This is a genomic window from Micromonospora sp. KC721 (assembly GCF_004348355.1).
GTDB lineage: Bacteria > Actinomycetota > Actinomycetes > Mycobacteriales > Micromonosporaceae > Micromonospora.
Genome location: NZ_SMJY01000044.1, coordinates 1 through 26098 on the forward strand (window position 1 = coordinate 1; position 26098 = coordinate 26098).

Below are 26098 nucleotides of genomic sequence, written 5' to 3' on the forward strand. Positions count from 1 at the left end.
CAACAAACAATGTTGCCAAAGGAATCCCAACCAGACAGACCAAAGCCTGACCAGTCCGGGGTATCAAAACAATTTGGCACTGGCTTTACAAGCACCCTGTTGAGTTCTCAAAGAACAACCACACACCGCCCGGAAACCCTCAACCGAGGACCCCCGACCCGGGGCACCACATCCACCCGTGACCACCACTCTCGCGGCGAGCACTTTTACCACATTACCCGGAGATTTCCGCCGTGTCAAACCGCTTTGTCGCGATCCGCACCACATCAACCCAATTCCGGGCGCCACGCATCATCAATCGGCTTCCGCCGCTCTCGTCGTGACTTCCGACAGGCCGGCCGTCGCGGTCTCCCGCGAGTATGCCCGGTGCCCCGCCGGCGTTGAACCATACCCGGTCGGCTCCGCCCCGCCAAATCCGCCTCACGACAGATCCAGGGGCACCGCCCGGTCCCGGTTACCAGAGGCACAGCCTCCGCACCCCCAGGTCCATTCCCGCGCTCCGGCCTTCCAGGCTTTCGCCTGTTTCGTCCGTTCCGCGCTGGCAGAGAGAAAGCTACGCCCCCGGCCAGATGATCGTCAAATCCGCTGGCGGCGTGTCGCGTCACACCATCGCCGCCGCGCCACCACCGTCACTGCGGACGGCAGTCGCTGCCGCAGGCGTACGAAGATGTCCTCGGCAGTGACCGGTCGGGTGCGGAAACGCGCGCAATCCGGACAACGTCCAGCGGAAGGCAGCCCATTCCTCCGGTCGTATCCGAAAAGAGCCGGAAACCGCCGGTGACGTGGGCGCCGTGGACGGTGGACGACCGGACGATCCGACGTCCGAAAGTGGTCGGCCGACCCGTCGGTGCTCGACGTCGACAACCGTCCCGATCAGCGGGGCAACCCTATGACCGGCGCCGCGGCGGCGGTAGCGTTGCCCCACATCACTGGCCCGTGGGCGATTCCGCGTGGCGCTCGGAAGGTACGGAGGGTGCTGCATGTCCAACGGCGGAGAGCCGTTCGCGCTGCGTGACGACGCGGCCGGTCGGCCGCAATTCGAAACTGCCCTGCGCGGCTACGACAAGCGGCAGGTGGACCGGTACGTCGAACAGACCGACGGTCGACTGGCCATGCTGACCGCGGAGCGCGACCAGGCAGCCGGGCAGCTCCACGGGCTCACCGCGCACATCCAGCGGCTTCAGTCCGAGGTGACCGAGCTGCGCCAGCGGCCGGCGCAGGTGGACCGCGCCTCCTTCCGTGACCTCGGGCCCATGGTCGACCAGATTCTGGCGCTGGCCGAGAAGCAGGCCGGAGTCATCACCGAGTCGGCGACGCAGCGGGCGAGCGCCCTGCAGACCGAGGCGGAGAAGATGCTCGCCGAGGCCCGGGAACGGACCGCCGAGGCGCTGCGTGAGCTGGAGGACGAGCTGTCGTCGCGCCGGGCCGAGCAGGACAAGGCGTACGAGGAGCGCCGGTCGGTGGCCGAGCAGAAGCTGGCCGAGATCCACGAACGGGCCGAGAAGCTGCGCGCCGAGGGCGAGGCGGCGCACGAGCGCGCCCAGCAGGAGGCGAAGCGGATCAGTGAGCAGACCGCGAAGCAGATTACCCAGACCCGGGCCGCGGCCGAGGCGTTGACGAAGGCGGCGCGGACCCAGATCCAGCAGGAGATGCAGGCGGCCCGGTCGCAGAGCCAGCAGGAGCTGGCCCAGCTTCAGGCGACCGCCGAGAAGGAGATCGCCGAACGGCGGGCCGCGATCGAGGATGAGTTGGCCGCGCAGCGGGCCGCGGCGGAGCAGGAGTTGACCAGCCAGCACAGCGCCGCCGAGCAGCGGATCCAGACGTTGATCGCGGAGGCGCAGCAGTACGCGACGGAGGTCCGCCAGCGTGCCGACGAGCAGGTGGCCGGGCATCAGGAGCAGTTGACGGCGCTGCGGCAGGAGATCACGGAGCGGCAGCAGGCGCTCTTCCAGGCCCGCGAGGAGCTGGACACGGCCCGCGCCCAGCTTGCGCAGATCCAACAGGAGGGGGACACCGTGGAGCGGGAGCTCCACCAGTTGCAGCGCCAGCTGGAGGAGGTACGACGCAGCCTCGCTGCCGAGACCCGGCGGCTGGAGGAGACACGTCAGGCGGCCGACTCGGTGGAGCGGCACGCCAAGGAGGTGCGGGCGCGGGTGCAGCGGGAGGCGAAGCGGGTGGCGGATCTCGCGGCCGCGGCGGTGATGGCGGCGGCGGCCGGCGGGTCGGAGACGGCCGAGTTCCCGGTGGTGGCGGCGCGCCCGCCGGTGGAGCCGATCCAGGACGCGCCGGAGCAGCGGCCGGTCGGGCAGCCGGCACCGGATCGGCCGGCACCGGAGCCGTACCTGCCGGCGTCGGCGCACCGGTCCGAGGCGGTGTCGAGCGGCTGACCCGACGGTCAGGCGCTCGGCCGGCCCGGGAGGCCGTACCCCCGGTCGGCCACACGGTGGAGCACCCACCGCTGGAAGCGGCGTGCCTCGGCGCGGCCCGGTGGCGGGCCGCCGTCCCGGGCTGCCAGGCAGCGTTCGATCAGGTCGACGTGCCGGCCCGACGCGGCCACCCGGCGGCCGGCGGCCAGCTTCGACAGCCAGACCCCGTCCCGCACCCGGACCAGCGAGCGGCAGGCTCCCAGCACCGCGTCCTCGGCCCCGGCCGCCGGTGGGTCCATCGCGGCCCGGCGGTCCGATCTGCCGTCCGCGCCGGCGGCGTCGGCGTCGGGGCGGGCCAGCCACCAGCGCAGCGCCTCGACCAGCAGCCGGTGCAGGTCGTCCGGGTGCAGGTCGGTGAAGGTTTCGGCGGCGGACGGGCCCAGGAGGGCGTACCCGTGCTGGTGCAGGATGCTGCGGTCCAGGCCGTACCAGAACCGGCCGTCGGCGGCCGCTCGCCGCGCCGGGTCGTCGGTGACGCGGAACGGCATCCGAGCCCCGGTGTTCAGCTCCAGCTCGAACGCGGGCTCCGCGGTGCCCGACCCGACCGCCGCCCGGGTGTAGGCGACCAGTTCCAGGCCGCGCGCCGGGCAGGGCAGCGCCTCGTGCCGCAGCCGGGCCACCAGCTCCCGTTTGCCGGCGGCGTCCAGCGGGCCGGCGACGACCAGGGCGACATCGATGTCACTGCGGCCCGGCTGATACGCGTCGAGCGCGACGGAGCCGGCCGCGTACGCGCCGACCAGGGTGTCGCCGAGGACGGTACGGACGGCGTCGACCAGGTCGTCCAGGTAGCGGCGCAGCGTCGGCTCCACGGCGTCATTCTCGGCCACCAGCGGGGTGACGCCGCCGCCGGGCGGCGTCCCGGCGGCGGCGTCACGCGTCCGTCTCGGGGCAGCAGACCGTCAGCGCCCCGGGAACGACCTTGACCTTGAGCCGTCGGGTCCGTCCCCGCGCGCCGCCGTCCAACTCGTACGTCTTGGGTTCGGCGAAGCGGACCTTGACCTTGCGGCCGCGGGTGATCCGCACGAACGGCGAGTCCTCGGAGCGGCCGGTGGCCATCCGGCCCAGGGTGCGCGCCCAGTCGATCGCGCCGCTGGCGGTGGCCACGCCGACCTCCAGGGCTCCGTCGTCGGGGCGGGCGTCGTCGAAGGCCGGCACACCCCCGGTGATGGTGCCGACGTTACCGAAGAGCACGCAGCTCGCCTCGGCGTCGAACCAGTCGGCGCCGTCGACGGTGATCCGGGTCCGGGTCAGTTCGCCCCGCACGTGCCGCAGCCCCGTCCAGACGTACGCGGCGCGACCGAGCCTGCCTTTGAGCTTGCGGTCGGCCTCGCGGATCAGGTCCCCGTCGAAGCCGGCGCCGGCCATCACGGCGAAGTGTTCGCCGTTGAGTCGCCCCAGGTCGAGGGTGCGCCGCCGGCCGTGCAGACCGATCCGGACCGCCTGGGCGAGGTCGGTGGGGATGCCGAGGTTGGCGGCGAAGAGGTTGGCGGTGCCGGCGGGCAGGATCGCCATCGCGGTGTCCGTGCCGGCGAGGGCGTCCGCGCAACGCTGCACCATACCGTCGCCGCCCCACACGAAGACCAGGTCGGCGCCCTTCCCCACCGCCTTGCGGGCCTTCTTCGGGGCCTCGCGGCTCTTCGGCACCTCGTACCAGAGCAGGCGCTCGACCCCGGCGGAGACGAGGGTGGCGCGCAGCGCGTCGAGGCCGCCGCCGAGGGTCTTCTTCCGGTGGGCGACGACCGCGATCGTGCCGGTTCCGGACCGGGTGTCGGGTTTCGCCGTGGTGCTGGGGCTCATGTCCGCAACTGATACCCCGCGACGCCGGTTCCCACGCGGCCCGGCGTCGCCCCGGCCCGGGTTGGCGCCCGACGGCCGGAGGGTGATCGGGTGGGCGACAAGTGGTGTTCACATTGTGGTCGTCAGTCGTCCATACCGCCTGCGAACGTTCACGATCATGGCTGGCGCGACGGCAACACCTGGGACACACTTGAGGCCCGAGATCGAGGGACGGGGGCATGGGTAGCTCCACACAGGACGACGCGGCGGCGGCTTTCGTACAGGAGCTCACGCACTGGCGACACCAGCGCCGACTGTCCAAGAAGGAACTGGCCGAGCGGACCGGCTTCGACCCCTCCTACGTCAGCCACATCGAGAACGGGCGGCACCAGCCGACCGAGGAGTTCGCCCGGCGGGCGGAGCTGGCCCTCGACAGCGGCAACCGGATCTGGCAGCGCTACGTCGCGTTCGCCGGCACCCGGCCGGTGGCGGGGCGACCGCCCGTGCTCGGCCCCACCGCCGTACCGCCCCCGACCGGGCCACACCTGGTCATCGACGACGAGCAGGCCGACCTGGCGCTGGTCGACGGGGCGTACGAGTGCCGGTTCCGGCGGGTGCTGCACAGCGTCGGCACCGAGCCGATCACCCGGCACACCGTGCAGATCGACATCGACCGGTTCCCCGACGACCCGGCCCGCTCCACCGCCTTCCACAGCCGCCACCCGCTCACCCTGGACGAGGTCGACTTCCGGGCGTACCTCGGCGTCGATCGCGAGCCGATGCGCTGGCGGGTGACCCGCAGCCGGGACGCCTTCCTGAAGATCACCCTGCCGCTGGAGATCGGCGGGGCACCGGCGCCGCTCTACCCGGGGCAGCGCACGGTCGTGGACTACGCCTACCGGGTGCCGGCGTGGAAGTTCGGCGACTGGTTGCAGCGCGACATCCGGCTGCCCACCCGCCGGCTCACCGTGCGGCTTGCCTTCCCGGCCGCCGCCCGGCCGACGGTCTGGGCCAGCGAGACCTCCTTCACCTCCGAGACGACCGCGGACGTCACCCCGCGCCGGCAGGAACGGGCGGGCGTCGTGGCGTACGAGTGGGAGGTGCCGCGCCCCCGGCTGCGGGCGCAGTACCGGGTGCACTGGCGCTACGGCGACCCGAGCGCCCTGGTCGGGGTGGACGTTCCCGGGCAGTCGCCCGGGGCCGACCCGGACGACCCGGCGACCGGGTGCTGACCGGGCGTGGAAGTCCCCCGCCCGGGTGTCGTTTCCGACAGATCGGTCCGCATCTCGATGCACTCCGTAGCGGCCCGACCGACCCCGCCCTTAGGCTTGATTGTCGATGGGGAGCCGGAGCGCCGGCACCACCTCGGCACCGGGTTACGGACGTGGGCTGAACGCAGCACCGGAAGGCAGGCTGGAGTGACCCGAGACGGTGAGCCTGGGGCCGGATTCGCCCACCGCGCGGACAACAGGCGCGTGGCGTACGAGGTCACCGGCGCGCCCGACGGGTTCCCCGTCTTCCTCATGCACGGCACCCCGGGCAGCCGACGCGGCCCGAAGCCGCGCAGCATCGTGCTGTACCGGATGGGTGTGCGGCTGATCGCCTACGACCGGCCCGGCTACGGCGACTCGGAACGCCGCGAGGGACGGGACGTGGCCGACGCCGCACGGGACGTCGAAGCGATCGCCGACCAGCTCGACCTGGCGCGGTTCGCCGTCGCCGGGCGCTCCGGCGGCGGCCCGCACGCGCTGGCCTGCGCCGCCGACGGGGCGCTGCGGGACCGGGTGGCCCGGGTGGCGGTCCTGGTCAGTTTCGCCCCCGCCGACGCCGCCCGGCTGGACTGGTTCGCCGGGATGAACGGCGACAACGTCCGCGGTTTCGGCGGCCGGGACGACCACGACACGGCGACGATGATCGCGCAGATCCGCCGGCGGGCGGCGCGGGTCGTCGAGGACCCGAGGTTCCTGCTGGAGGAGCTGATGGTGCAGATGAGCGCGGCGGACCGGCGGGCGGTCAACGACGCCGCGCTGCGCCGGCTCATCGCCGACACCTACGAGGAGGCGTTGCGCGCCGGCCCGTACGGCTGGATCGACGACGTGCTGGCGTTGCGCCGCAGCTGGAAGTTCGACCTGGCCGCGATCGACACCGCGCGGACCCCGGTGCGGCTGTGGCACGGCGCGGAGGACACCTTCGCCCCGGTCGGGCACGCGCGATGGCTCGCCGGGCAGATCCCGGGCGCCGAGATCGAGGTGCAGCCGGGCGCGGCCCACTTCGACGCCGTGGAGGAGTTGCCCCGGGTGCTGGGCTGGCTGACCGAGGCGGACCAGGCAACCGGCCGCGACCTGCTGATCGGCACCCGCCCCGCTCAGTAGTGGTGCGGGTCGAGAACGCGGCGTACCAGCCGTCCGTCCCGCAACACCAGCACGCTCGGATGGTGCTGGCCGACCCGGTCGGCGAGCTGGTCGGCGACGCGGGTGCGGCCGATGCTGACCCGGCCGCCCGAGGCCATCTGGTGCACCGTCTCCAGGTTGCCGATGCTGCGCAGGGTGTCCGGATGCTCGGGACCGAGCACGTCGGTCAGCCGGGCCACCACGTCGCGCAGCTGCTCCCGCCCGGCGGCCAGGTCACCGGAGTAGGCGGTGAAGACCGCGACATTGTTGTCGGCCGCCATCACGAACGGGTGCCGGGGGTGCAGCGCCGCCCGCAGCTCCGCGGCGGCCGATCCGGCCAGCTTCGCCCCGCCCGCGGTGTCGCCGGCGTCCCAGGAGGCGACCGCCAGGTTGTTCCGGCACACCCCCACGTACGGGTGCCCGGCGCCGAAGACCTGGGTGAGGACCTGCTCGACCTCGATCAGCTCCGCCCGGGCCCGCTCACCCTCGCCGAGGAGCATCAGGTTGGCCGTCCAGCTCAACCAGGCGAAGAGGGTGTCCGGGTCGGTCACGCCGAAGCTGGAGCGCAGCCGCTCGTAGGTCATCTCCAGCAGCTCCCCCGCCGCGGCGATCTCACCGACGCTGCGCAGCGACGCGGCGAGGTTGGCCTGGGTGGCCAGCACGTCACGGGAGTGGTCGCCGAAGATGTTCCGGTAGCCCTCCACCGCGCCGCGCAGCAACGCCACCGAACGCTCGTACTCGCCGAGTTCACGCAGATCACGGGCGAGGTTGCTGGCCGAGAGCAGGGTCCGGAAGTGGTTCGGGCCGAGGACCAGCCGCAGCCGGCTGTGGGTCTTCTCGTCCAGCTCCCATGACTTGGTGAAGTCGCCCATCATCTGGTACGACGCGGCGAGGTTGTTGGCGGAGATCAGGGTCCGGCGGTGGTCCTCGCCGAACACCTCCACCGACGCCGCGTAGGTTTGCAGGTCCCGTTCCAACGCCTCCTGGTAGCGGCCGAGCGCCCGCAGGTCACCGGCGTAGCCACCGGCGGTCATCAGGGTGTACGGGTGGCTGGCGCCGATCAGCTCCTCCTGCTGGCGCAGGGTGTCCTCGTCCAGTTCGCAGGCCTCCTGGAAACGGCTCAGGCCGCGCAGCAGGTTGGCCCGGTTGAACCGCAGGTGCAGCAGCTGCACCCGCAACGCACGGTGGGCGGGCGAATCCGGGGACAGCTCCCCGAGCCGGGTCGACCAGATCTTGTCGGCCTGCCGGGCGTACTGCTCGCCCTGGGCGTAGCCGCCGTTGAGGTAGATGTACCGGATCCGGTCGATGACCAGTTGCCGGACGTTGTCGTCGGCGCAGGAGACCGCGTCGGAGCCGTCCAGGTGCGGCCAGAGGATGCGCAGCCGCTCCTGCAACGCCGGGTCCTCCACCTCCCCGGAGGGGCGGGATCCGGCGAGGATGCGGTGCACGTCGTGCTTGACCTCGTCCAGTTCCCGGTCGGACATCCGGGCCCGCAGCGCCGCCTGGAGCAGCCGGTGCACCTGCACCCGCTGCGCGTGCAGATCCACCTTGATCAGTGCCAGCCGGTTGATCCGCTGCACCAGGGCCGCGGCGATGTCCCGCTCGTCGACCCGGTCGGCGACCCGGGCCGCGACGACCGGGTCGTGCGGGGCGATCACCCGCGCCACCTGGTCGCCGTAGAGCAGCTCCAGGGAGATCTCCGGGGCCAGCACCGAGGCCAGCTGCAACAACCGGTACGCCCCGGCCGACTGCTCCTTCAACCGTTGCAGCGAACGGCCCCAGACGTCGGTCTCCGGGCCAGTGCGTTCCAACCCGGCCAGGTACTCCCCCACCGGCGTGCCGGTGTCGGCCAACCAGGCACCCGCCATCGCCACCAGGATCGGGATGTTCTCCACCGCGTCGGCGACCCGCTCGGCCTCGACCACGCTCATCGACCCCTCGCCGATGCGGGCCCGCAGGTGGGCCACGCTCTCCGCCCGGTGGAACGCCTCGACGTCGACCGCCCGGGCCAGGTCGCCCCAGTCCGGGTTGCGGGTAGTCACCAGCACGTGCCCGTTGCCCTGCGGCAGGAAGTCCCTGACCTGCTCGTACTGGTCGACGTTGTCGAAGACGAGCAGCCAGCGCACCGGGTGGCCGGTGGCGTCCCGACGCTCCCCCCGGCTGAGCCACTGCCGCACGGCCCGGGTCTTCTCCGGAATGGTGGGCAACTCCGGCAGGCCGAGTTCCCGACCGAGGTCGGCTACCTGGACGTCGACGAACTGCGGCGGGTCCGCCTCCACCCACCAGATCACGTCGTACGCGCCGCGGAAGCGGTGGGCGTACTCGATGGCCAGCTGGGTCTTGCCGATGCCCGCGCCGCCGCGCAGCGCCACCGGGACGGCCGCGCCACCGGCGGTTTTCAGCTCCTCGCGCAGCCGGCGCAGCAGTGGCTCCCGCCCGGTGAACCGGACGTTGCGCCCCGGCGGGTTGAACACCTCCGCCCCGACGGCCGGGTAACGGGCGCCGGGAACCGGGTGCCCGGGTTCGCCCGCCGGCCGCCCGACGAGGCGCAGCACCTGCTCGGCGGCGGCGTCCGCGCCCCGGTCGTGCACCGAGGCCCACCCGCCCGCGGCGAGATCCGGGGCGGGTGGGGTGTCGTCCAGGTGCACCGCCAGGGTGGGCACGCCGGGTCCGACGGGCTCCGGCCCGGATCGGTCGCGCGCGGCCCGGTACGCGCGGGACACCAGCCGCAGCTCCCGGTAGACGACACCGGGCCGCACCGCGGCGGGCTCGTCCGGCGCGACGGGCAGCACCCGCAGGTCCGCGGCGGTGAGCACGGCCTGCGCCCACTCCGCCCAGGCCTGGTCCTCGGCGACGTGCCGCAGCACGATCAGCTCGTCGGCGACGGCCGGCTTGCGCTCGAAGCGCTGCACGGTCCGCAGCCGCAGCGCCTCGTCGATGCGGGGCAGGGCGGTGACCCGACCGTTGGTGATGTGGCCGGTCAGGGTCTCGTACGCGCTGAGCAGGGTGGTCCGGCCGCCCGGTTCGTCGCCGAAGGTCGCCAGCGTCTCCTCGTAGGCGTAGTACGCCCGGTAGGGCACCTCGACGGTCAGCCAGTACTCCTGCCGCTCGGCGTCGGTCATGCCGCTGGGCAGGCCGGCGAAGCGCTGCATGGCCAGCGCCCGGCCGGCGTCCCGCTTGCTCTTCTCCCCGTCGTCGACCCGCATCGGCACCGGCAGCACGCGCCGGGCGCGGCGGCCCTCGTAGCCACGTACCCGGGCGGCCACCGCGGCGGCGCCGTCGATGCCCTGTCCGCTGAGGGTGAAGCAGTCGACCAGCACGTCGGGCAGGTGGATGGTGCAGATCTCGGCAACGTCGCTGATGCCGGTACGACTGTCGATCAACGTCCAGTCGTAGTGCCGCTTCATGTCCTCGCGCAACGCGTCGAAGAACTGCGCCCCGCCGAGCCGGTTGTAGAAGTTGTCCCAGTTCAGGCCGGTGACGCTGGTGGCGTAGTCGGGGTTGTGCCGGCCGGCGAGCAGCAGGTCGAGACTGCCGCCACCGGGAAAGTCCCAGCTCACCGAGAAGGCGTAGTTGTGCACCCGGGCGAAGCGGCGGTGCCAGTCACCGGGCCGGGTGTCGGTGTCGCCGGCCTTGCGACGCCGGGCGTTCTCCCACTCGTACTCCAGGATCAGGTCCATCACGCCGCCGGTGGAGGCGACCTGTTCCGGGTCGAGGAACGGCGCGAAGAATCGGTGCAACCCGGGGGATTCCAGGTCCCAGTCGGCGACCAGCACCCGCTGCCCGTTGGCGGCCAGGATCCAGGCCGTGTTCGCCAGCGCCATGGTGCGGCCGGTGCCGCCCTTGTAGGAGTAGAAGGTGACGACCTGGCCCTCGCGTGGTGGCGTCATCGGTGGTCCTTCCCTCGCCGTACGTCTGATGGCCCGTCCGGTCGCAGGCTGGGCCGGGGCTCGGCCGGACCGTCGGGCGGAGCTACCGGGCCGTGTCGCAGGAACAGCTTGCGGGCCTCGATGACCAACTGTGGCGCGCAGCGTTCGAACTCCGCGATCTCACGTACCGGCAGCACCTGCGGGAACCGGGCGTCCTGCAAGCTACCGGCGATCGTCTCCGGGATGGCGTCGCCACGCGCGCCGTCCGCGGCGATGACCAGCGGAACGGCCCAGCGGGGCAGGTCGTCGACCGCCGCGCGTACCGCGCCGGGGCCGACGCTGGCGTCGACCAGCACCACGGTGGGGCTCTGCGCCGCCCGGGCCGGGGCCTCGGCCAGATCGACCACCCGGGTGGGCAGCCCCAACCGCTCCGCGGTGGCGGCCACGTAGTCGGCGACGGGAAGCGCGTGCTGGTCGGGGTACGGCCGCCAGCCGGCGCCGTGCGGGGTGACCAGGGTGATCACCAGCGGGGTGTCGCCGCTCTCGACCCCCGGGCTGCGGGTCAGGGGCACCGCCCGGGACGGGGCGAGCGGCTCGGACTCGGCGACCGCGACGATCTGCTCGGCCAGCGCCGCCAGGATCGTCCGGTACGGCCGCCGGTAGGCGCTCAGCTTGCACAGCGCCCGCAGCCCGTTCTCGGCGTAGTCGGCCCGGTCGGCCGGATCCTGGGCCAACCGGAGCGCCTGGTCCGCCTCCGGCCGGTCCTCCCAGGGCGGTAACGGCAGCCAGAGCACCGGCAGCACGTGCCGGGCCGCCCGGCCCGGCGGCAGGGCGACCAGACGGCTGCGGAACGAGTCACGCTCGCCCACCGCCCAGGGGTTGCCGAAGTACTTGGGTGAGTAGAGCGGCACGAAGACGTGGGTCACGCTGAGCGCGTCGGTGAGGGTCCGCCGAAGGTCGGCGCCCGGGTCGACCAGCCCGTCGAAGAAACCGACGTCGAGTTCCGCGGCCCGGCGGGCCCGTTCCCGTACCGCGAACGCGAGGTCCTGGAAGAACCGGTTGACCCAGAAGTCGGTATCCGGCCGGGCCGACGCCGACAGCGGCACCGAGTGGGCGTAGCTGAGGAAGAAGTACGTCTGCCGGGCCGTCGGTGTGCCCGTGGAGGTGGTGTCCGACCAGGTCATGCCCCGACCTCCTCGAACGTGGTGCGGAGCCGACCCAGGTCGGTGGGGACCTCCGCCCGCACCCAGTGGGTGTGGTACGCCCGGGCGACCCGCTGGGCCAGCCGCCAGACCACCGCGTCGTAGGCGTCGCGGCCGTTCTTGCCCAGGCTCAGCAGGCCGTAGATGCCCTCTTCCTGGTACTGCGGCGCGATGTCCGAGGGTAGCCGGGTCGGGCTGAACATCTGCCGCTGCGACACGGCCGGCGGCATCGACCGGCGCTCCACCACCGACCAGTTGACCGGGATGATCGGGGTCTCCCCCGGGGAGGCGGTCGCCCCGGGACGCAGCGTGAACCGGCGGCGGGCGAAGGCGTCCCACTCCCGGGCGCACCAGGGGCTGTTCAGGTACTGCGGTGAGATCAGCGGGATGAACACCTGGCAGTGCCCGGCGGCGAAGGCCAGGTCGTCGGTCCAGACCTGCCCGCCGTCGAGCATCCGGTCCATGAACCCGGCCTGCCGGCCCGGTGGCAGGCCGAGCAGCTCGACCACATGGTCGGAGAGGTCGACGAAGAGCTGGAAGACCTTCTGGTTGGTGTCGCGCGGGGGTGCGGCGACCCGGTTGCGGGAGCGGGCGTAGCTGAGGAAGAAGACGGGCGCGCCGGGGTCGACCCGGAACTCGTCCTCGGTCACCTGCCGCTCCCACCGGTGTGGACATCCTGGGCGCATCACAGTATCGACACCTGCCAACCCCGTGCTGCCCCGCAGCAGCCCGGTGGGTGGGCTCATCGGGGTGGTGCCGGTCGCACGGGCAGGTCGGCGGTCACGACCAGCTGTCCAGGGTGTCGCGCATCCGACCGACGAACCGGTCACCAGCGGTGGTGAGCGCACCGAGACCGAGCAGCGCGTCCAGGGCGGCGTCGGTCCAGTCCCGGTAGCGGTGGTAGGTGGTGGCCGCGGCGGGGCCGGGCCGGGACCGCCACACGTCGGCGACGGCCAGGTGGGCGTACGTGCCGTGCAGGACGCCCTCGACGGGGCGGGGATCGGGGCGCCACGGCACCGTCAGCCGGCGTTCGTCGGTGCGGTCGAACAGGTCGCAGACGTCCAGCACCGCGTCGAGCTTGAGGTGCTGGACCTCGTGCACCAGCAGCACCGCCAGCGCGGCGTCGTCGGGTGTGGGAGCCACCGCCACCGCCCCGAAGGCCGCCCCGGCGGCGGCGCTGCGCTGCCGGCCGTCGGGGTCGGGCCGCACCGGCACGACGGCCCGCAGCAGCGCACCGACGGCCGGGGCATACCCGCCGTCGGCCTCGGTTCGCAGGCGGCGCAGCGCGGCGTCGAGCTGACCGGTCCACCGGGCGGCGCTGGTGGTGGACAGTCGGGGTGCGACGGGCAGGTGGTAGCAGTCCCGGTACGGGTCGGTGTCCTCCAGCAGCAACTCGTGTCCGCCGGCCCGGACCCGCCGCGCGGGCTGCCAGGCCGCGGGCGGGTCGGTGAGGCGCACCCGCTCGCGCCGCCCGGCCACGGACAGGTCGAAGCCGCCCTCGCGGCTGCTCAGCCGCGCCGTCGGCAGGTCGGCGGAAAGGTCGAACGCGCCCAGCGTGGGCAGGGCGAGCAGCCCGCCGCGGGCCGGCACGTCGAGGGTCGCCGGGACGCCGGCGCGGATCGCGGCGGCGGCCGCCACACCCGCCAGGTAAGGCAGCTCACCGGTGGCGCCGTCGCGGCAGCGCTGCGCCCACCGGCGAACGAACGGGTGCTCCAGCACGGCACGCACCGCCTCGGGCGCGGTGACGTCCAGCTCGACCAGCAGCCGCCACCCGGCGGCGGCCACCGGATCGTCGGTGGCCTGCGGGCTGAGGGCGACCAGCAGCGCGCGGACCATCCCGAGGTGGACCGAGGCGAGCTGCCGCGCGCTCTCCGCGGTGCCCCGGCCGCCGGCCAGGTCGTCGAGGACGGCGCGGTCGAGCACGTCGGCGCCCTGCCGGCGGGCCGGCGCGTGCGCGGGGGTACCCGCCATGGCGCGGATCAGCTCCTTCAGGTCGGCGCAGTAGACGGACGGGTTGTCGAAGCCGGCGCCCGCGCGGTACCGGTGGGCGAAGAGACCGCCGCCGCACTGGGCGACCACCGGACAACGGCGGCAGGTGGCGCAGAGACCGGCCAGGCCGGTCTGCCGGATGGCGATCATCGGGTACGCCGCGGCGTCGTCGACGCGGTGCCGGAAGACGTCCAGGCCGGTGGCCGGTGCGCCGTGGTACGCCGACTTCAGGGAGTCGACCTGCTCGAACGTGCCGTCGGTCTCGATGACGACGAGGTCGGCGGGGCCGAGCCCGACCGCCTCCGTCCGGCTGGCGCCGCCGGCGGCGGTGGAGAGCAGGGATTCCAGCAGGCGGATCGGCACCGGGCGGCCGTCGGCCAGCCAGCGCCGGTGCACCGCCAGCAGCCATTCGGCGTACGGGGTGGGGATCCCGGCCGGGCGGGCCGGTGGCCGGTCCCAGTTGGCGTGCGGGAGCAGGAAGTCGATCTGTGGCGGCTCCTCGGCCAGCAGCGCCCGGTAGACCCGGACCGGGTCGTTGGCCAGGTCGACGGTGCAGAGGATGCCGGCGTAGCCGGCCCGGTACTCGGGGCGGCGCAGCAGCGCCAGGGCACGGCGTACCGCGGCGTGACTGCTCGCGCCGTTGGCGTGGCGACGGTGCCGGTCGTTGGCGGACACGTCGCCGTCGAGGGAGATGCCCACCTTGACGTCGTGGGCGACGAGCACGTCGCAGACGCGCGGGGTGAGCAGCACACCGTTGGACTGCATGCGTAGGTCGAGCCGGGTCACCGGGTCGATCTGGCGGCGGAGTTCGCCCGCCGCGGCGGCCAGACCGGCGGCACCGGCGAGCAGCGGTTCGCCGCCGTGCAGCACGACCCGTACGGTGTCGAGGCGGTGCGCGGCGGCGTGCTCGGCGATCCGGCCGGCGGCGGCCCGCAGCGTGGCAGCCGCCATGAGGCGCGGCTGCCGACGCCAGGACTGGTCGGGGTGCTGGTAGACGTAACAGTGGTCGCAGGCGAGGTCGCAGCGGCTGGTCAGCTTCAGCACGTACTGACTCAGCGGGCTGACCCGCCCGGTGGCCGGTCCGGGCGGCCCGGCGGGGTCAGATGGCAGAGCCGAACCCCTGGACATCGACGCCGGACGGACGGTTGACCCGGTGGTGGTGGGCGTCGGCGACGGCCCGCGCCCGAGAGAGCGGGATCTCGCCGAGCGCCGTGTGCCGCAGGTCGTCCAGCGGCGGCGGAGTCGGGGTCTGGTCGGGACGGACTGCGTGGCGATCCACGTCGTTCCCCCATGCTGTCGGAGGTCGGCGGGCGGTGGCCCCGGACGACGGTCGGCGACGACCATCGTCGATAATATCTTGCACATTCAGTGATGTCACTGGCGCTCTCCGTACCGAACGATGCGGCAGCGTTGTCGCAACTGCGGGCGACTACTTGCCGCCATCCTCGGGTACGCGAGCCGTAACGGGCCTTCCGCCTCGCAGACGAGGGCGGCTAGGGTGTCTCGGTGACCGTGTTCCGGATCAGCGAGGCCGCCGAACTGTTGGGGGTCAGCACCGACACCGTGCGTCGCTGGGTGGACGCCGGACGGTTGCCCGCCAGCCGTGACGAGCACGGCCACCGGCTGATCGACGGCGCTGACCTGGCGGCATTCGTCCGCGCCCAGGCGGCCGCACCGGACGCCGGCACGGAGATCACCTCGGCCCGCAACCGGCTGCGCGGCATCGTCACCGCCGTCGTCCGGGACACCGTGATGGCCCAGGTCGACATCCAGGCCGGGCCGTTCCGAGTGGTTTCGCTGATGAGCCGGGAAGCCGTCGACGAACTCGGCCTCGAGGTGGGTTCCGTCGCCGTCGCCGTGATCAAGTCGACCACCGTCGTGGTGGAACGCGCCGCACCTGGCGGCGCCCGGGGAAGGACCAGCACATGACGATCCGCCGCGCCCTCGCCGCCCTGACCGGGCTGGCCCTGCTCGTCACCACCGGCTGCACGAGCGACGAGCGACCGGACCGCAGCGACGACAACCGTACGGTGACCGTCTTCGCCGCCGCCTCGCTGACCGAGTCGTTCACCACCATCGGTCGGGAGTTCGAGGCCACCCACCCCGGCGTCCGGGTGGCCTTCACCTTCGGCGGCAGTTCCGCCCTGGCCACACAGATCACCCAGGGGGCGCCGGCCGACGTCTTCGCCGCCGCCGCGCCACGGAACATGGCCACCGTCACCGAGGCCGGGGCCGCCGCCGGCGCCCCGGTCGTCTTCGCCCGCAACCAGCTGGTCATCGCCGTGTCCAAGGGCAACCCGGGCCGCGTCCGGCGCCTGGCCGACCTCGGCCGGCGCGGGATGAAGGTGGCCATCTGCGCCGAGCAGGTGCCCTGCGGGGCCGCCGCCCGCGCCGCGCTGGACGCCTCCGGGATCGACCTCGTCCCGGCCACCCTGGAGCAGGACGTCAAGGGCGCGCTGGCCAAGGTGCGTCTCGGCGAGGTCGACGCCGCGCTGGTCTACCGCACCGACGCGCGGGCCACCGCCGAGGTCGACGGGATCGAGTTCCCCGAGTCCGCCCGGGCGATCAACGACTACCCGATCGTGGCACTGCGGGAGGCGCGCGACCTGGCCACCGCCCGGGCCTTCGTCGATCTGGTCAGCTCCGCCCGCGGCGCGGCCGTGCTCACCGCCGCCGGTTTCCAACCGCCGGCAGGCTCGTGACGCCCCAGCGCCACCCGTCCACCGGGCGCGCAGCGGGCCGACGGGTGCCCGCGGCGCTGCTCCTACCGGCCGCGCTGGGCCTGTTCCTGCTGGTGCTGCCGCTGCTGGGACTGCTGCTGCGCACTCCCTGGGCGAGCCTGCCGCAACGGCTCACCGCGCCGGGAGTGCTCACCGCGCTGCGGCTGTCCGTGCAGTGCGCCACCCTGGCCACCCTGCTCTGCCTGGCGCTCGGCGTACCCCTGGCCTGGCTGCTGGCCCGGGTCGAGTTCCCCGGCCGGCGGGTCGTGCGGGCCCTGGTGACCGTCCCGCTGGTGCTGCCGCCGGTGGTCGGCGGGCTGGCGCTGCTGCTGGTCTTCGGCCGCCGGGGGTTGCTCGGCGGCTGGCTGGACGACACCCTCGGCGTGACCCTGCCGTTCACCACCACCGGTGTGGTGCTGGCCGAGGCGTTCGTGGCCATGCCGTTCCTCGTCATCGCCGTCGAGGGAGCGCTCCGCGCCGCCGACATCCGGTACGAGGAGGCCGCGGCCACCCTCGGCGCCGGCCGGTGGACCACCTTCACCCACGTCACCCTGCCGCTGGTCGCCCCGGGCGTAGCCGCCGGCGCGGTGCTCTGCTGGGCGCGCGCGCTCGGCGAGTTCGGCGCCACCATCACCTTCGCCGGCAACTATCCCGGCCGGACCCAGACCATGCCGCTCGCGGTCTACCTGGCGTTGGAGACCGACCTGGACGCCGCGATCGTACTCAGCCTGATCCTGCTCGTCGTCTCGGTGGCGATCCTCGCCGGGCTGCGTGACCGCTGGCTGGGCAGCCCGTGACCGCGCCACTGCTGGACGCCCGCCTGGTTGTCGACCGGGGTGCCTTCCGCCTCGACCTGCCGCTGCGCGTCGACGCCGGCGAGGTGGTCGCGTTGCTCGGCCCGAACGGCGCCGGCAAGACCACCGCCCTGCGGGCACTGGCCGGGCTGCAATCGCTCAGCGCCGGGCACGTCGTCGTCGACGGCGTCGACCTGGACCGGCCCGGCCACGGCCGGTGGGTGCCGCCCGAACGACGGCGTGTCGGCGTGGTGTTCCAGGACTATCTGCTCTTCCCACACCTCAGCGCGCGCGACAACGTCGCGTTCGGCCCCCGCCGGCAGGGCCTGGGCCGCCGGGCCGCCCGGGAACGGGCCGCCGGCTGGCTGGAGCGGGTCGGCCTGACCGGGTACGGCGGACGCAAGCCCGGTCAACTCTCCGGCGGGCAGGCCCAGCGGGTGGCCCTGGCCCGCGCGCTCGCCGTACAGCCCCGGGTGCTGCTGCTCGACGAGCCACTCGCGGCGCTCGACGCGCAGACCCGGCTGGACACCCGGGCGCAGTTGCACCGGCACCTGTCCGCGCACGACGGCGCGGCGCTGCTGGTCACCCACGATCCGCTGGACGCGGTGGCGCTGGCCGACCGGCTCGTCATCGTCGAGGACGGCCGGCTGGTGCAGGAAGGCGACGCGGCGGCGGTCACCGCGCGCCCGAGAACCGACTACGTCGCCCGGCTGGTCGGGCTCAACCTCTGCCGTGGTCACGCCGACGGTCACCGGGTACACCTCGCCGACGGGGTGTCCCTCGCCACCGTCGACCGGGTCGACGGGGACGCCTTCGTGGTGTTCCCTCCGACTGCCGTCGCGGTGCATCCGCACCCGCCCGAGGGCAGCGCAGGCAACACCTGGCCGGCCACCGTCGTCGGCGTGCAACGGCACGGCGACCACCTGCGCGTGCAGCTCACCGGAGCGCTCGACGTGGCCGCCGACGTGACCGCCACGGCGCTGGCCCGGTGGCGACTGGAGCCGGGGCAGCGGGTGTGGGCGGCGGTCGAGGCCGGCCGGACCCGCGCCTATCCGGCCTGAGCACCCACCGGCAGCCCCCGCTCGCTCCGCACGCCGACCAGGTCAGCGACCGGCGGCGCCGTCCGTCTCGGCCTCGAAGACGTCGGGAATCCCGTCCCGGTCCCGGTCGACCGTCTCGAGTTCGTGCACCCGCCGGTAGAAGCGGTTGCGGGCGCGCAGGATCACCGTGGCCAGCAGGGCGGACAGCAGCGAGCCGGTGAGCACGGCCACCTTCACGTGGCCGTCGCGCTCGCTGCCCAGCCCGAAGGCCAACTCGCCGATGAGCAGCGAGACGGTGAAGCCGATCCCGCCGAGCAGCGACAACCCCAGCACATCGACCCAGTTCAGGCCCTCGTCCAGCTCGGCCCGCCCGAACCGGGACATCAGCCAGGTGGCGGTCATGATGCCGAGAGGTTTGCCGACCACCAGGCCGACGACGATGCCGAGCGCCACCCGGTCGGTGAGCGAGGTGACCAGGCCGGCGAGCCCGCCGACGGTCACCCCGGCGGAGAGGAACGCGAAGATCGGCACCGCGATGCCGGCGGAGATCGGCCGGAACCGGTGCTCGAAGTGCTCGGCCAGCCCCGGCCCGGCATCCGGCCCACCGGCCGCCGCACTGCGGATCACCGGCACGGTGAAGGCCAGCAGGACACCCGCCACGGTGGCGTGCACGCCGGACTCGTGCACCAGCACCCAGGTCACCGCCGCCAGCGGAAGCAGCAGCCACCAGGACCGGACCCGGCGCTGCACCAGCACCCCGAACGCGGCCAGCGGGAGCAACGCGCCCAGCAGCGGCAGCACCGACAGGTCGGCGGTGTAGAACACCGCGATGATGACGATCGCCATGAGGTCGTCGACCACGGCGAGGGTGAGCAGGAAGGTACGCAGCGCCGACGGCAGGAACGACCCGATCACGGCGAGGACGGCCAGCGCGAACGCGATGTCGGTGGCGGTGGGGATCGCCCACCCCCGCACCGCTCCGGCGCCCGCCCCACCGGCGATCGCCGCGTAGATCAGGGCCGGCACGATCACCCCACCGGCGGCGGCAGCCACCGGCACCGCCGCCCGGCGCGGATCCCGCAGGTCACCGGCGACGAACTCGCGTTTGAGTTCCAGCCCGGCGACGAAGAAGAAGATCGCCAGCAGACCGTCGGCGGCCCAGGTGGCCAGGCTGAGATCCAGGTGCAGCGCCGCCGGTCCCAGCCGGAGGCCGCGCAGCGCGTCGTACCCCTGCGCCCAGGCCGAGTTCGACCAGATCAGGGCCAGCAACGCGCCGACGAGCAGCAGCGCCCCACCAACGGTCTCCTTGCGCAGAATGGCGGAGATGCGGCGGGTCTCGCCCCAGGATCGGCGGGCGAACAAACGGCGCCGGGTGGCGTCGGTCACGGGAACTCCTCGTCGGCAGCGGACGCGCGTACTCATCGCCGACCAGACTTCCCGGCACACCTGGCCCAACCCTATCCGGCCGGGTCTCAGGTCGCCCGGTGCGCCCACCCCCAGTCAGGCGCGTCACCCGGGACCCGGCGGCGGACCGAACCGTGCCCGGGACACGTCGACGCCCGGCCGGTGGACCTCCGGCCGGGCGTCGAGGGCAGTGTGTCAGACGCTGAGCTTCTGCCCCGGGAAGATCAGACCCGGGTCGGCACCGACGACCGCGCGGTTGCGCTCGTACAGCGCCTTCCAGCCACCGGAGACGTGGTGCGCCTCGGCGATGCCGGACAGGGAGTCCCCCGGCCGCACGACGTAGTTGCCGTTGCCGGTCACCGGAGCGCGACGCGCCTGGTTGCGGGTGCTGCGCTGCTCGTCCCGCGAGGACCGCTCAGTCGTCGACGCGGCCTTCTTACGGGACTGCGAGCGCTGCGCCGACTGCGACGACTTCTCCTTCTTCGGGGCGTAGCTCTTGGTGGAGCCGCCCTTCTTGCCGCAGGTCGGCCAGGCCCCGATGCCCTGGCCCTTGAGCACCTTCTCGGCGATCGCGATCTGCTCGCTCCGACTGGCCAGGTCGGCGCGGGCGGCGTACTTCTTGCCGCCGTAGCCGGCCCAGGTGCTCTGGGAGAACTGCAGGCCACCGTAGTAGCCGTTGCCGGTGTTGATGTGCCAGTTGCCGCTGGACTCGCACTGGGCGATCGCGTCCCAGTTGACGCTGGCGGCGCTTGCCGGAGCGGCCGGCGCCAGAACGGCGGCGGCCCCGGTGACCGCACCGACGGCGAGAGTGCCGACGGCGATGCGGCGCGAGCTGACCCGTCGATGACGGGCGACGTATGCAGTTGCCATCTGTGATCCTCCACGCCGACGAGGTGAGCTGTCGGGTTCGGGCCGAGGAGCCCGGCCGCCGTGGCGGCTTCACCCCGAGGTGACGTGCACCGAGGAACGTGGGTCCCCCGCTCCATGCCCGGGTGACTGGGTCCGTGGCCGGCGGCATGGATTAGGCGTAACCGGCCACGGTGTCCGCGATCGCGGACCCCAACGACGTTAGGAAGCCTTTCGGCGGATCGCCCACCTGTTGAGAGGTTCTTCACCCGGTCAGGCGAGGGCTCCGGACCTCCGGTTGCGAGGTCCGGGCCGACGTGCACAATGCCCGGTCACATCGCATCCGAAGCGCACACGGTGACGGCCCCGCTTCTCACCGCCGACGGCTCCCCGACTCGGCGCTGCCGGTCGGCGACCAACCCACCCCGATGAGTCACCGCCCGATCTGGCCGCGGGAGAAGCCCGCCCGATCTGGTCGGCGGGCGGCCTCTGCGGTGGACAGCAGGCCACGCGGGCCCGGGACGGGATCCGTCCCGGGCCCGCAGCGACAGGTGGCCTCAGAGGGTACGGGTCAGCCGGTCGGCGAGCACCCGGGCGAAGCGGGCCGGGTCGGTCAGGTCGCCGCCCTCGGCGAGCAGCGCCATCCCGTACAGCAGCTCGGCGGTCTCGGCCAACCCCGGATCGGCGGCGTCCCGCTGGTGGGCGGCGCGCAGCCCGGTGACCAGCGGATGCGCCGGGTTCAGCTCCAGGACCCGCCGGACGATCGGCACCTCCTGGCCCATCGCGCGGTACATCTTCTCCAGCGTGGGGGTGAGGTCGTGCGCGTCGCCGACGAGGCAGGCCGGCGAGGTGGTCAGCCGGGCGGAGAGGCGGACCTCCTTGACCGTGTCGGAGAGCGTGTCGCGGAGGAACGCGAGCAGGTCGGCGTACTCCTTGGCCTGCTGTTCCCTTTCGGTCTCGGCCTCCTTGCGCTCCTGCTCGGTGTCCAGGTCGACCTGTCCCTTGGCGACCGAGCGCAGCGACCGGCCGTCGAACTGGCCGACCCGGTCCACCCAGACCTCGTCGACCGGGTCGGTGAGCAGCAGCACCTCGTAGCCCCTGGCCCGGAACGCCTCCAGGTGCGGGGAGTTCTCCAGGGTCGCCCGGTGCTCGCCGGTGACGTAGTAGATCTCGGTCTGGCCCTCCTTCATCCGGGCCACGTAGTCGTGCAGGGTGGTGGGCTCGGTGGCGTCGTGGGTGGACTCCACGCAGAGCAGCTCGAGGATCGCCTCGCTGTTGTCCGGATCCTCCAGCAGGCCCTCCTTGAGCACCCGACCGAACTGCGACCAGAAGGTCCGGTAACGCTCGGCGTCCGCGGTGCGCATCTCCTTGAGGGTGGTGAGCACCTTGCGGACCAGCCGGCGACGCACGATCTGGATCTGCCGGTCCTGCTGGAGGATCTCCCGGGAGATGTTGAGCGACAGGTCGTGCGCGTCCACGACGCCCTTGACGAAACGCAGGTAGTCCGGGATGAGTGCGGCACAGTCGTCCATCACGAAGACACGCTTGACGTAGAGCTGCACACCCCGGCGGCCGTCGGCCCGGTAGAGGTCGAACGGGGCGTGCGACGGGATGAACAGCAACGCCTCGTACTCGAAGACCCCCTCGCCACGCATGTGGATGGTCTCCAGCGGGTCAGCCCAGTCGTGGCTGACGTGCCGGTAGAAGTCGCGGTACTCCTCCTCGGCGACCTCGTCACGGGGCCGGGCCCACAGCGCCTTCATCGAGTTGAGGGTCACCGGCTCGGCGTCGGCGGTGACCAGTCGAATCGGCCAGGCGATGAAGTCGGAGTACCGCTTGACGATCTCGCGGATCCGGCCGTGGTCGGTGTAGTCGTGCAGGTTGTCCTCGCTGTCGACCGGCTTGAGGTGCACGGTGACCGAGGTGCCCTGCGGGGCGTCGTCCACCGTCTCGATCACGTACGTGCCCTCGCCGGTGGACTCCCAGCGGGTGCCCTCGGTCTGGCCGGCGCGGCGGGTGAGCAGGGTGACCTTCTCGGCGACCATGAAGGTGGCGTAGAAACCGACCCCGAACTGCCCGATGAGGTCCTGGTTGCCGGCCTCCTTCGACTCCTTGAGCTTGCGCAGCAGCTCCGCGGTGCCGGAACGGGCGATGGTGCCGATCAGCGACACGACGTCCTCGCGCGACATGCCGATGCCGTTGTCCCGTACGGTCAGCGTCCGGGCCTGCTCGTCGGTGGCGATCTCGATGTGCAGGTCCGAGGTGTCGACCTCGAGATCCTTGTCGACCATCGACTCCAGCCGCAGCTTGTCCAGCGCGTCGGAGGCGTTGGAGACGAGTTCGCGCAGGAAGACATCCTTGTGCGAGTAGATGGAGTGCACCATCAACTGCAACAGCTGACGCGTCTCGGCCTGGAACTCCAACGTCTCGGTCCGGCTGCTCACACCAAACCTCCTCATCCGGTTGTCGCGGTCCCACCCCGGGATCCGGGCAAAGGATACGAGCCGCGTGGCCGTCCGGTGACGCCCGGTCGTCACATCGGCCGGCGAGCCAACAGGAACGCCTGCGCGGTGGGCTCGACGCCGCCGGGCCACGGTTGCGGCTCGCGGTGCAGCCGGGCGTGCGTGGTCAGCCCGGCCGCCGCCAACAGCTGCGCCACGTCGTCCGGGCGACGCCGGTGGAAGACCACGTCGACCGGGTCACCCCAGGCATCGGTACGGTGCACGTGCTCGTCGCCGACCTGGAAGCCGAGCAGCAGGTGCCCACCGGGGGCGAGCACCCGGTGGAACTCGGTGAAGACGGCGGGCAACAGATCGTCGGGCACGTGGATGACCGAGTACCAGGCGAGCAGCCCGGTGAGCGTGGCGTCGGGCACGTCGAGCGCGAGCATCGACCCGACGGTGAAGCGCAGGTCGGGGTGGAGCCGGCGGGCCTCGGTGATCATGCCGGGTGAGAGGTCGACGCCCTCGACGTCGAGGCCGAGGTCACGCAGGTGCCGGGCGACGCGCCCGTTGCCGCAGCCGACGTCGAGGACCCTACCGCCGCCGTCGGCGCCGACCAGCTCCGCGAAGGCGGCGAGCAAGGCCCGCTCCAGCGGCCGGGCGGCCAACTCGTCACGGGTGAACTCGGTGTACCGCACCGCCATGGTGTCGTACGCGGCGCGGGTGCGGGTCAGGAAGCTGGGCTCGGTCACGATCGCCGACCCTACCGGTGCCCGGGCAGGGTGGCGTCCCGGCGGATAGGGTTCGTCGAGGCAGGTGCTCGCAGGCAGTTCGGGAGGTCGTCGTGGCCAGGGAGACCGGGCGGACGCTCGTCGCCTCCAACAAGAAGGCGCGGCACGACTACACCGTCCTCAAGACCTACGAGGCGGGGATCGTGCTGGCCGGCACCGAGGTGAAGTCGCTGCGCGAGGGCCGGGTGTCGCTGGTCGACGCGTTCGCCCAGGAACGCGACGGCGAGATCATGCTCTACGGCCTGCACATCGCCGAGTACGGGTTCGGCACCTGGACCAACCACCAGCCGCGGCGGACCCGCAAGCTGCTGCTGCACCGGGTGGAGATCGCGCGGATCCTGGAGCGGCTGCGCGACGGCGGCGTGACGTTGGTGCCGTTGTCGATGTACTTCAGCAACGGCTGGGCCAAGGTCGAGCTGGCCCTGGCGCGGGGCAACCGGTCGTACGACAAGCGGCAGGCGCTGGCCGAGCGCGACGCCAACCGGGAAATCGCCCGCGAGTTGGGCCGCCGCCTCAAGGGCCGCCGGCCCGTCTGAGCATCCGTCTCGACGCGGCGAGCTGACCGACGACCGTGCGCGGCGACGTCCCACGGTCCGCCGGCCAGGCTGGGCATACACTGCCCGGATGAGGTGGTCGACGTGACCGACGGGACGACGGCACAGCGGCCCTGCGGTCACGTCTGCTGGGCGTACGACGATCCGGCCAGCTTCGAGGCACGGGCGCGGGAGTACCTGCTCGCCGGTCTGGCCGCCGGTGACCGTGTCCGCTACGTCACCGGCGAGCCGGTGCCGGTGGTGGTGGAACGGTGGCGCGGCGCGCCCCGGCTGCGCGACGCCCTGCGCACCGGCGCGGCCGAGATCTGCTCGATCGACGACATGTACGGCGCGGGCGTCCTGGACACCGACGCCCAACTGGCGTCCTACACCGCCATGATCGAGGCCGCGATCGCCGACGGGCACGCCGGCTGGCGGGTCGCCGCGGACGCCACCCCCCTGGTCCTCGATCCGGTGCGGCGCGACGGGTTCGCCCGCTACGAGCACCTGGTCGACCGGTTCCTGCGTGCCCGGCCGATGTCCGCGGTGTGCGGCTACGACCGCAGCCGGCTCGACGAAGCGGCGGTCGAGGAACTGGCCTGTCTGCACCCCACGTCCGACCCGGGCACCAGCCTGTTCCACCTGTACGCCGGTGACGGCGGCCTGGTCCTCGACGGCGAGCTGGACACGTCCAACCACGACGTGTTCGCCACCGCGCTGCGGCGTGCCGACCACGACCCGGACGAGTTGGTGCTGCACGCCGAGGGGCTGCGCTTCATCGACCACCGCAGCCTGCTGCACCTGCACCGGCACGCGCAAAGCCGCCACGGCGCGGTGGTGCTGCGCACCCCGTTGACCCCGGCGGCCAGGCTCGTCGCCCTGCTCGGGCTCTCCGGGATACGGGTGGAGGTGACCGGATGAGGACCGGAGCCGCCGCCGGCCATACCGGCTACTTCCACGAGGCCGTCCTCTACGACTCGCCGGAGCATCTGCTCGCCGTCGTGGTGCCCTTCCTGCTCGACGGGGTCGCGGCGGGCGAGCCGACGATGGTCTCCTTCGGTGAACGCCACACCGCCCTGCTGCGCTCGGCGCTGCCGCCTCGCTCCGGGGTGACCTTCCTCGACGGCGGTGACGTCTACGCCCGGCCCTCCGCCGCGATCCGCTCCTACCGGCAACTGCTGGCCGACCAGGTCGCTGCCGGCGCGACGCAGATCCGGATCGTCGGCGAACTGCCCCCGGTCGCGTTCGGCCGTTCCTGGGACTGGTGGAGTCGGTACGAGTCGGCGATCAACCACGCCTACGACGACTTCCCGTTGTGGAGCATGTGCCTGTACGACACCCGGAGCACCCCGCCGGAGGTCCTGACCGACGTGGTCCGTACGCATCCGCGGACCGCCACGCCGGACGGCCGGCACCTGCCCAACGAGGTCTACACCGCACCCGAGGTCTACCTGCGGGAGCCGCGCCCGGTCGCGCCCGACCCGTTGCAACGCGGCGTGCCGCTGGTCGAGCTGGTCGACCCGACCCCGGCGCAGGCCCGCGCGGTGGTGCACGCGGTGGCCACCGACCACGTGGGCGCCGACGAGGTGGACGACCTGTCCGTGGCGGTGAGCGAGGCGGTGACCAACGCGCTGCGGCACGGTCGACCGCCGGTGCGGTTCCGGCTCTGGGCCGGCGACGGACGGGTGGTGGTGACGGTCGGTGACGCCGGCACGGGGCCGACCGATCCGTACGCCGGGCTGCTGCCGGCACGAAATGTCGTCTGCGGTGGCCTGGGGCTCTGGATCACCTACCAGTCCTGCGACCATGTGGCGATGCAGCGCGGCCCGGACGGCTTCACGCTGCGGTTGACCACCGGCGACCCGAACGCCACCTGA

General features: G+C 72.9%; 21 protein-coding genes and 1 riboswitch. Of the genes, 10 read left to right on the forward strand and 11 right to left on the reverse strand.

What is annotated here, in order from left to right; genetic code table 11:
• The first annotated feature begins 980 nt into the window (after positions 1-980).
• The gene (locus tag E1182_RS10750) at positions 981-2387 is read left to right on the forward strand and encodes a DivIVA domain-containing protein (protein ID WP_132263604.1); all 1407 of its coding nucleotides are present in this window, start codon (positions 981-983) and stop codon (positions 2385-2387) included.
• 8 nt (positions 2388-2395) lie between these two features.
• Here the strand turns inward: E1182_RS10750 and E1182_RS10755 are convergent, their stop codons facing one another.
• Together E1182_RS10755 and E1182_RS10760 are read right to left on the reverse strand one after the other, a co-directional pair.
• Positions 2396-3253 (reverse strand): nucleotidyltransferase domain-containing protein, encoded by an 858-nt coding sequence (locus tag E1182_RS10755; RefSeq protein WP_243706152.1) that lies wholly within the window; start codon positions 3251-3253, stop codon positions 2396-2398.
• Positions 3254-3296: 43 nt separating this feature from the next.
• Positions 3297-4223 carry a diacylglycerol kinase family protein gene (locus E1182_RS10760; RefSeq protein WP_132263606.1) on the reverse strand — a complete coding sequence of 309 codons (927 nt, stop codon included), beginning with the start codon at positions 4221-4223 and terminating at the stop codon, positions 3297-3299.
• 218 nt (positions 4224-4441) lie between these two features.
• Between E1182_RS10760 and E1182_RS10765 the strand changes: the two genes are divergently transcribed.
• Together E1182_RS10765 and E1182_RS10770 are read left to right on the forward strand one after the other, a co-directional pair.
• A complete protein-coding gene (locus E1182_RS10765; RefSeq protein WP_132263608.1) occupies positions 4442-5434 on the forward strand; it encodes a helix-turn-helix transcriptional regulator in 993 nt (330 codons plus the stop codon).
• A gap of 186 nt (positions 5435-5620) precedes the next feature.
• Positions 5621-6574 (forward strand): alpha/beta fold hydrolase, encoded by a 954-nt coding sequence (locus E1182_RS10770; protein WP_132263610.1) that lies wholly within the window; start codon positions 5621-5623, stop codon positions 6572-6574.
• Here the strand turns inward: E1182_RS10770 and fxsT are convergent.
• The 5 genes from fxsT to E1182_RS10795 all read right to left on the reverse strand — a co-directional run bounded on the left by fxsT (position 6568) and on the right by E1182_RS10795 (position 14931).
• Positions 6568-10482: an FxSxx-COOH system tetratricopeptide repeat protein gene (gene fxsT / locus E1182_RS10775; protein WP_132263612.1), complete on the reverse strand. Its 3915-nt coding sequence runs from the start codon at positions 10480-10482 to the stop codon at positions 6568-6570. The genes E1182_RS10770 and fxsT overlap by 7 nt on opposite strands.
• A complete protein-coding gene (locus E1182_RS10780; protein WP_132263614.1) occupies positions 10479-11645 on the reverse strand; it encodes a TIR-like protein FxsC in 1167 nt (388 codons plus the stop codon). Before E1182_RS10780 ends, fxsT begins: the two co-directional genes overlap by 4 nt.
• A complete protein-coding gene (locus tag E1182_RS10785; RefSeq protein WP_132263616.1) occupies positions 11642-12313 on the reverse strand; it encodes a TIR-like protein FxsC in 672 nt (223 codons plus the stop codon). The genes E1182_RS10780 and E1182_RS10785 overlap by 4 nt, the downstream gene beginning before the upstream one ends.
• A gap of 130 nt (positions 12314-12443) precedes the next feature.
• Positions 12444-14780 (reverse strand): FxsB family cyclophane-forming radical SAM/SPASM peptide maturase, encoded by a 2337-nt coding sequence (locus E1182_RS10790; RefSeq protein ID WP_132263618.1) that lies wholly within the window; start codon positions 14778-14780, stop codon positions 12444-12446.
• Positions 14752-14931, reverse strand: a complete 180-nt coding sequence (locus E1182_RS10795) for an FXSXX-COOH protein (protein WP_132263620.1) — start codon at positions 14929-14931, stop codon at positions 14752-14754. The genes E1182_RS10790 and E1182_RS10795 overlap by 29 nt, the downstream gene beginning before the upstream one ends.
• A 227-nt stretch (positions 14932-15158) precedes the next feature.
• Between E1182_RS10795 and E1182_RS10800 the strand changes: the two genes are divergently transcribed.
• The 4 genes from E1182_RS10800 to E1182_RS10815 are packed head-to-tail and all read left to right on the forward strand — an operon-like array spanning position 15159 to position 18227.
• Positions 15159-15581: a molybdopterin-binding protein gene (locus tag E1182_RS10800; RefSeq protein ID WP_132263622.1), complete on the forward strand. Its 423-nt coding sequence runs from the start codon at positions 15159-15161 to the stop codon at positions 15579-15581.
• Between the two features lie 2 nt (positions 15582-15583).
• Positions 15584-16354 (forward strand): molybdate ABC transporter substrate-binding protein, encoded by a 771-nt coding sequence (modA, locus tag E1182_RS10805; protein WP_371687533.1) that lies wholly within the window; start codon positions 15584-15586, stop codon positions 16352-16354.
• Positions 16351-17169, forward strand: coding sequence for an ABC transporter permease (locus E1182_RS10810; protein ID WP_132263626.1), 819 nt, complete (start codon positions 16351-16353; stop codon positions 17167-17169). Before modA ends, E1182_RS10810 begins: the two co-directional genes overlap by 4 nt.
• Entirely contained in the window at positions 17166-18227 is a 1062-nt protein-coding gene (locus tag E1182_RS10815; protein WP_132263628.1) for an ABC transporter ATP-binding protein, read from the forward strand. Before E1182_RS10810 ends, E1182_RS10815 begins: the two co-directional genes overlap by 4 nt.
• Positions 18228-18269: 42 nt before the next feature.
• Here E1182_RS10815 and nhaA read toward each other — a convergent pair whose 3' ends face one another.
• The 4 genes from nhaA to E1182_RS10835 all read right to left on the reverse strand — a co-directional run bounded on the left by nhaA (position 18270) and on the right by E1182_RS10835 (position 23649).
• A complete protein-coding gene (nhaA, locus tag E1182_RS10820; protein ID WP_371687532.1) occupies positions 18270-19592 on the reverse strand; it encodes a Na+/H+ antiporter NhaA in 1323 nt (440 codons plus the stop codon).
• 213 nt (positions 19593-19805) lie between these two features.
• A complete protein-coding gene (locus tag E1182_RS10825) occupies positions 19806-20480 on the reverse strand; it encodes a transglycosylase family protein (protein ID WP_132263632.1) in 675 nt (224 codons plus the stop codon).
• Positions 20479-20648, reverse strand: a riboswitch (cyclic di-AMP (ydaO/yuaA leader). (Overlaps the previous gene by 2 nt.)
• 365 nt (positions 20649-21013) lie before the next feature.
• Positions 21014-22900 (reverse strand): molecular chaperone HtpG, encoded by a 1887-nt coding sequence (gene htpG / locus E1182_RS10830; RefSeq protein ID WP_305792124.1) that lies wholly within the window; start codon positions 22898-22900, stop codon positions 21014-21016.
• Positions 22901-22989: 89 nt separating this feature from the next.
• Positions 22990-23649, reverse strand: coding sequence for a class I SAM-dependent methyltransferase (locus E1182_RS10835; protein WP_132263637.1), 660 nt, complete (start codon positions 23647-23649; stop codon positions 22990-22992).
• A gap of 92 nt (positions 23650-23741) precedes the next feature.
• Between E1182_RS10835 and smpB the strand changes: the two genes are divergently transcribed.
• The 3 genes from smpB to E1182_RS10850 all read left to right on the forward strand — a co-directional run bounded on the left by smpB (position 23742) and on the right by E1182_RS10850 (position 26098).
• Positions 23742-24224: an SsrA-binding protein SmpB gene (smpB, locus tag E1182_RS10840; protein ID WP_132263639.1), complete on the forward strand. Its 483-nt coding sequence runs from the start codon at positions 23742-23744 to the stop codon at positions 24222-24224.
• Positions 24225-24326: 102 nt separating this feature from the next.
• Positions 24327-25142, forward strand: a complete 816-nt coding sequence (locus tag E1182_RS10845; protein WP_132263641.1) for an MEDS domain-containing protein — start codon at positions 24327-24329, stop codon at positions 25140-25142.
• Positions 25139-26098: a sensor histidine kinase gene (locus E1182_RS10850; RefSeq protein ID WP_132263643.1), complete on the forward strand. Its 960-nt coding sequence runs from the start codon at positions 25139-25141 to the stop codon at positions 26096-26098. Before E1182_RS10845 ends, E1182_RS10850 begins: the two co-directional genes overlap by 4 nt.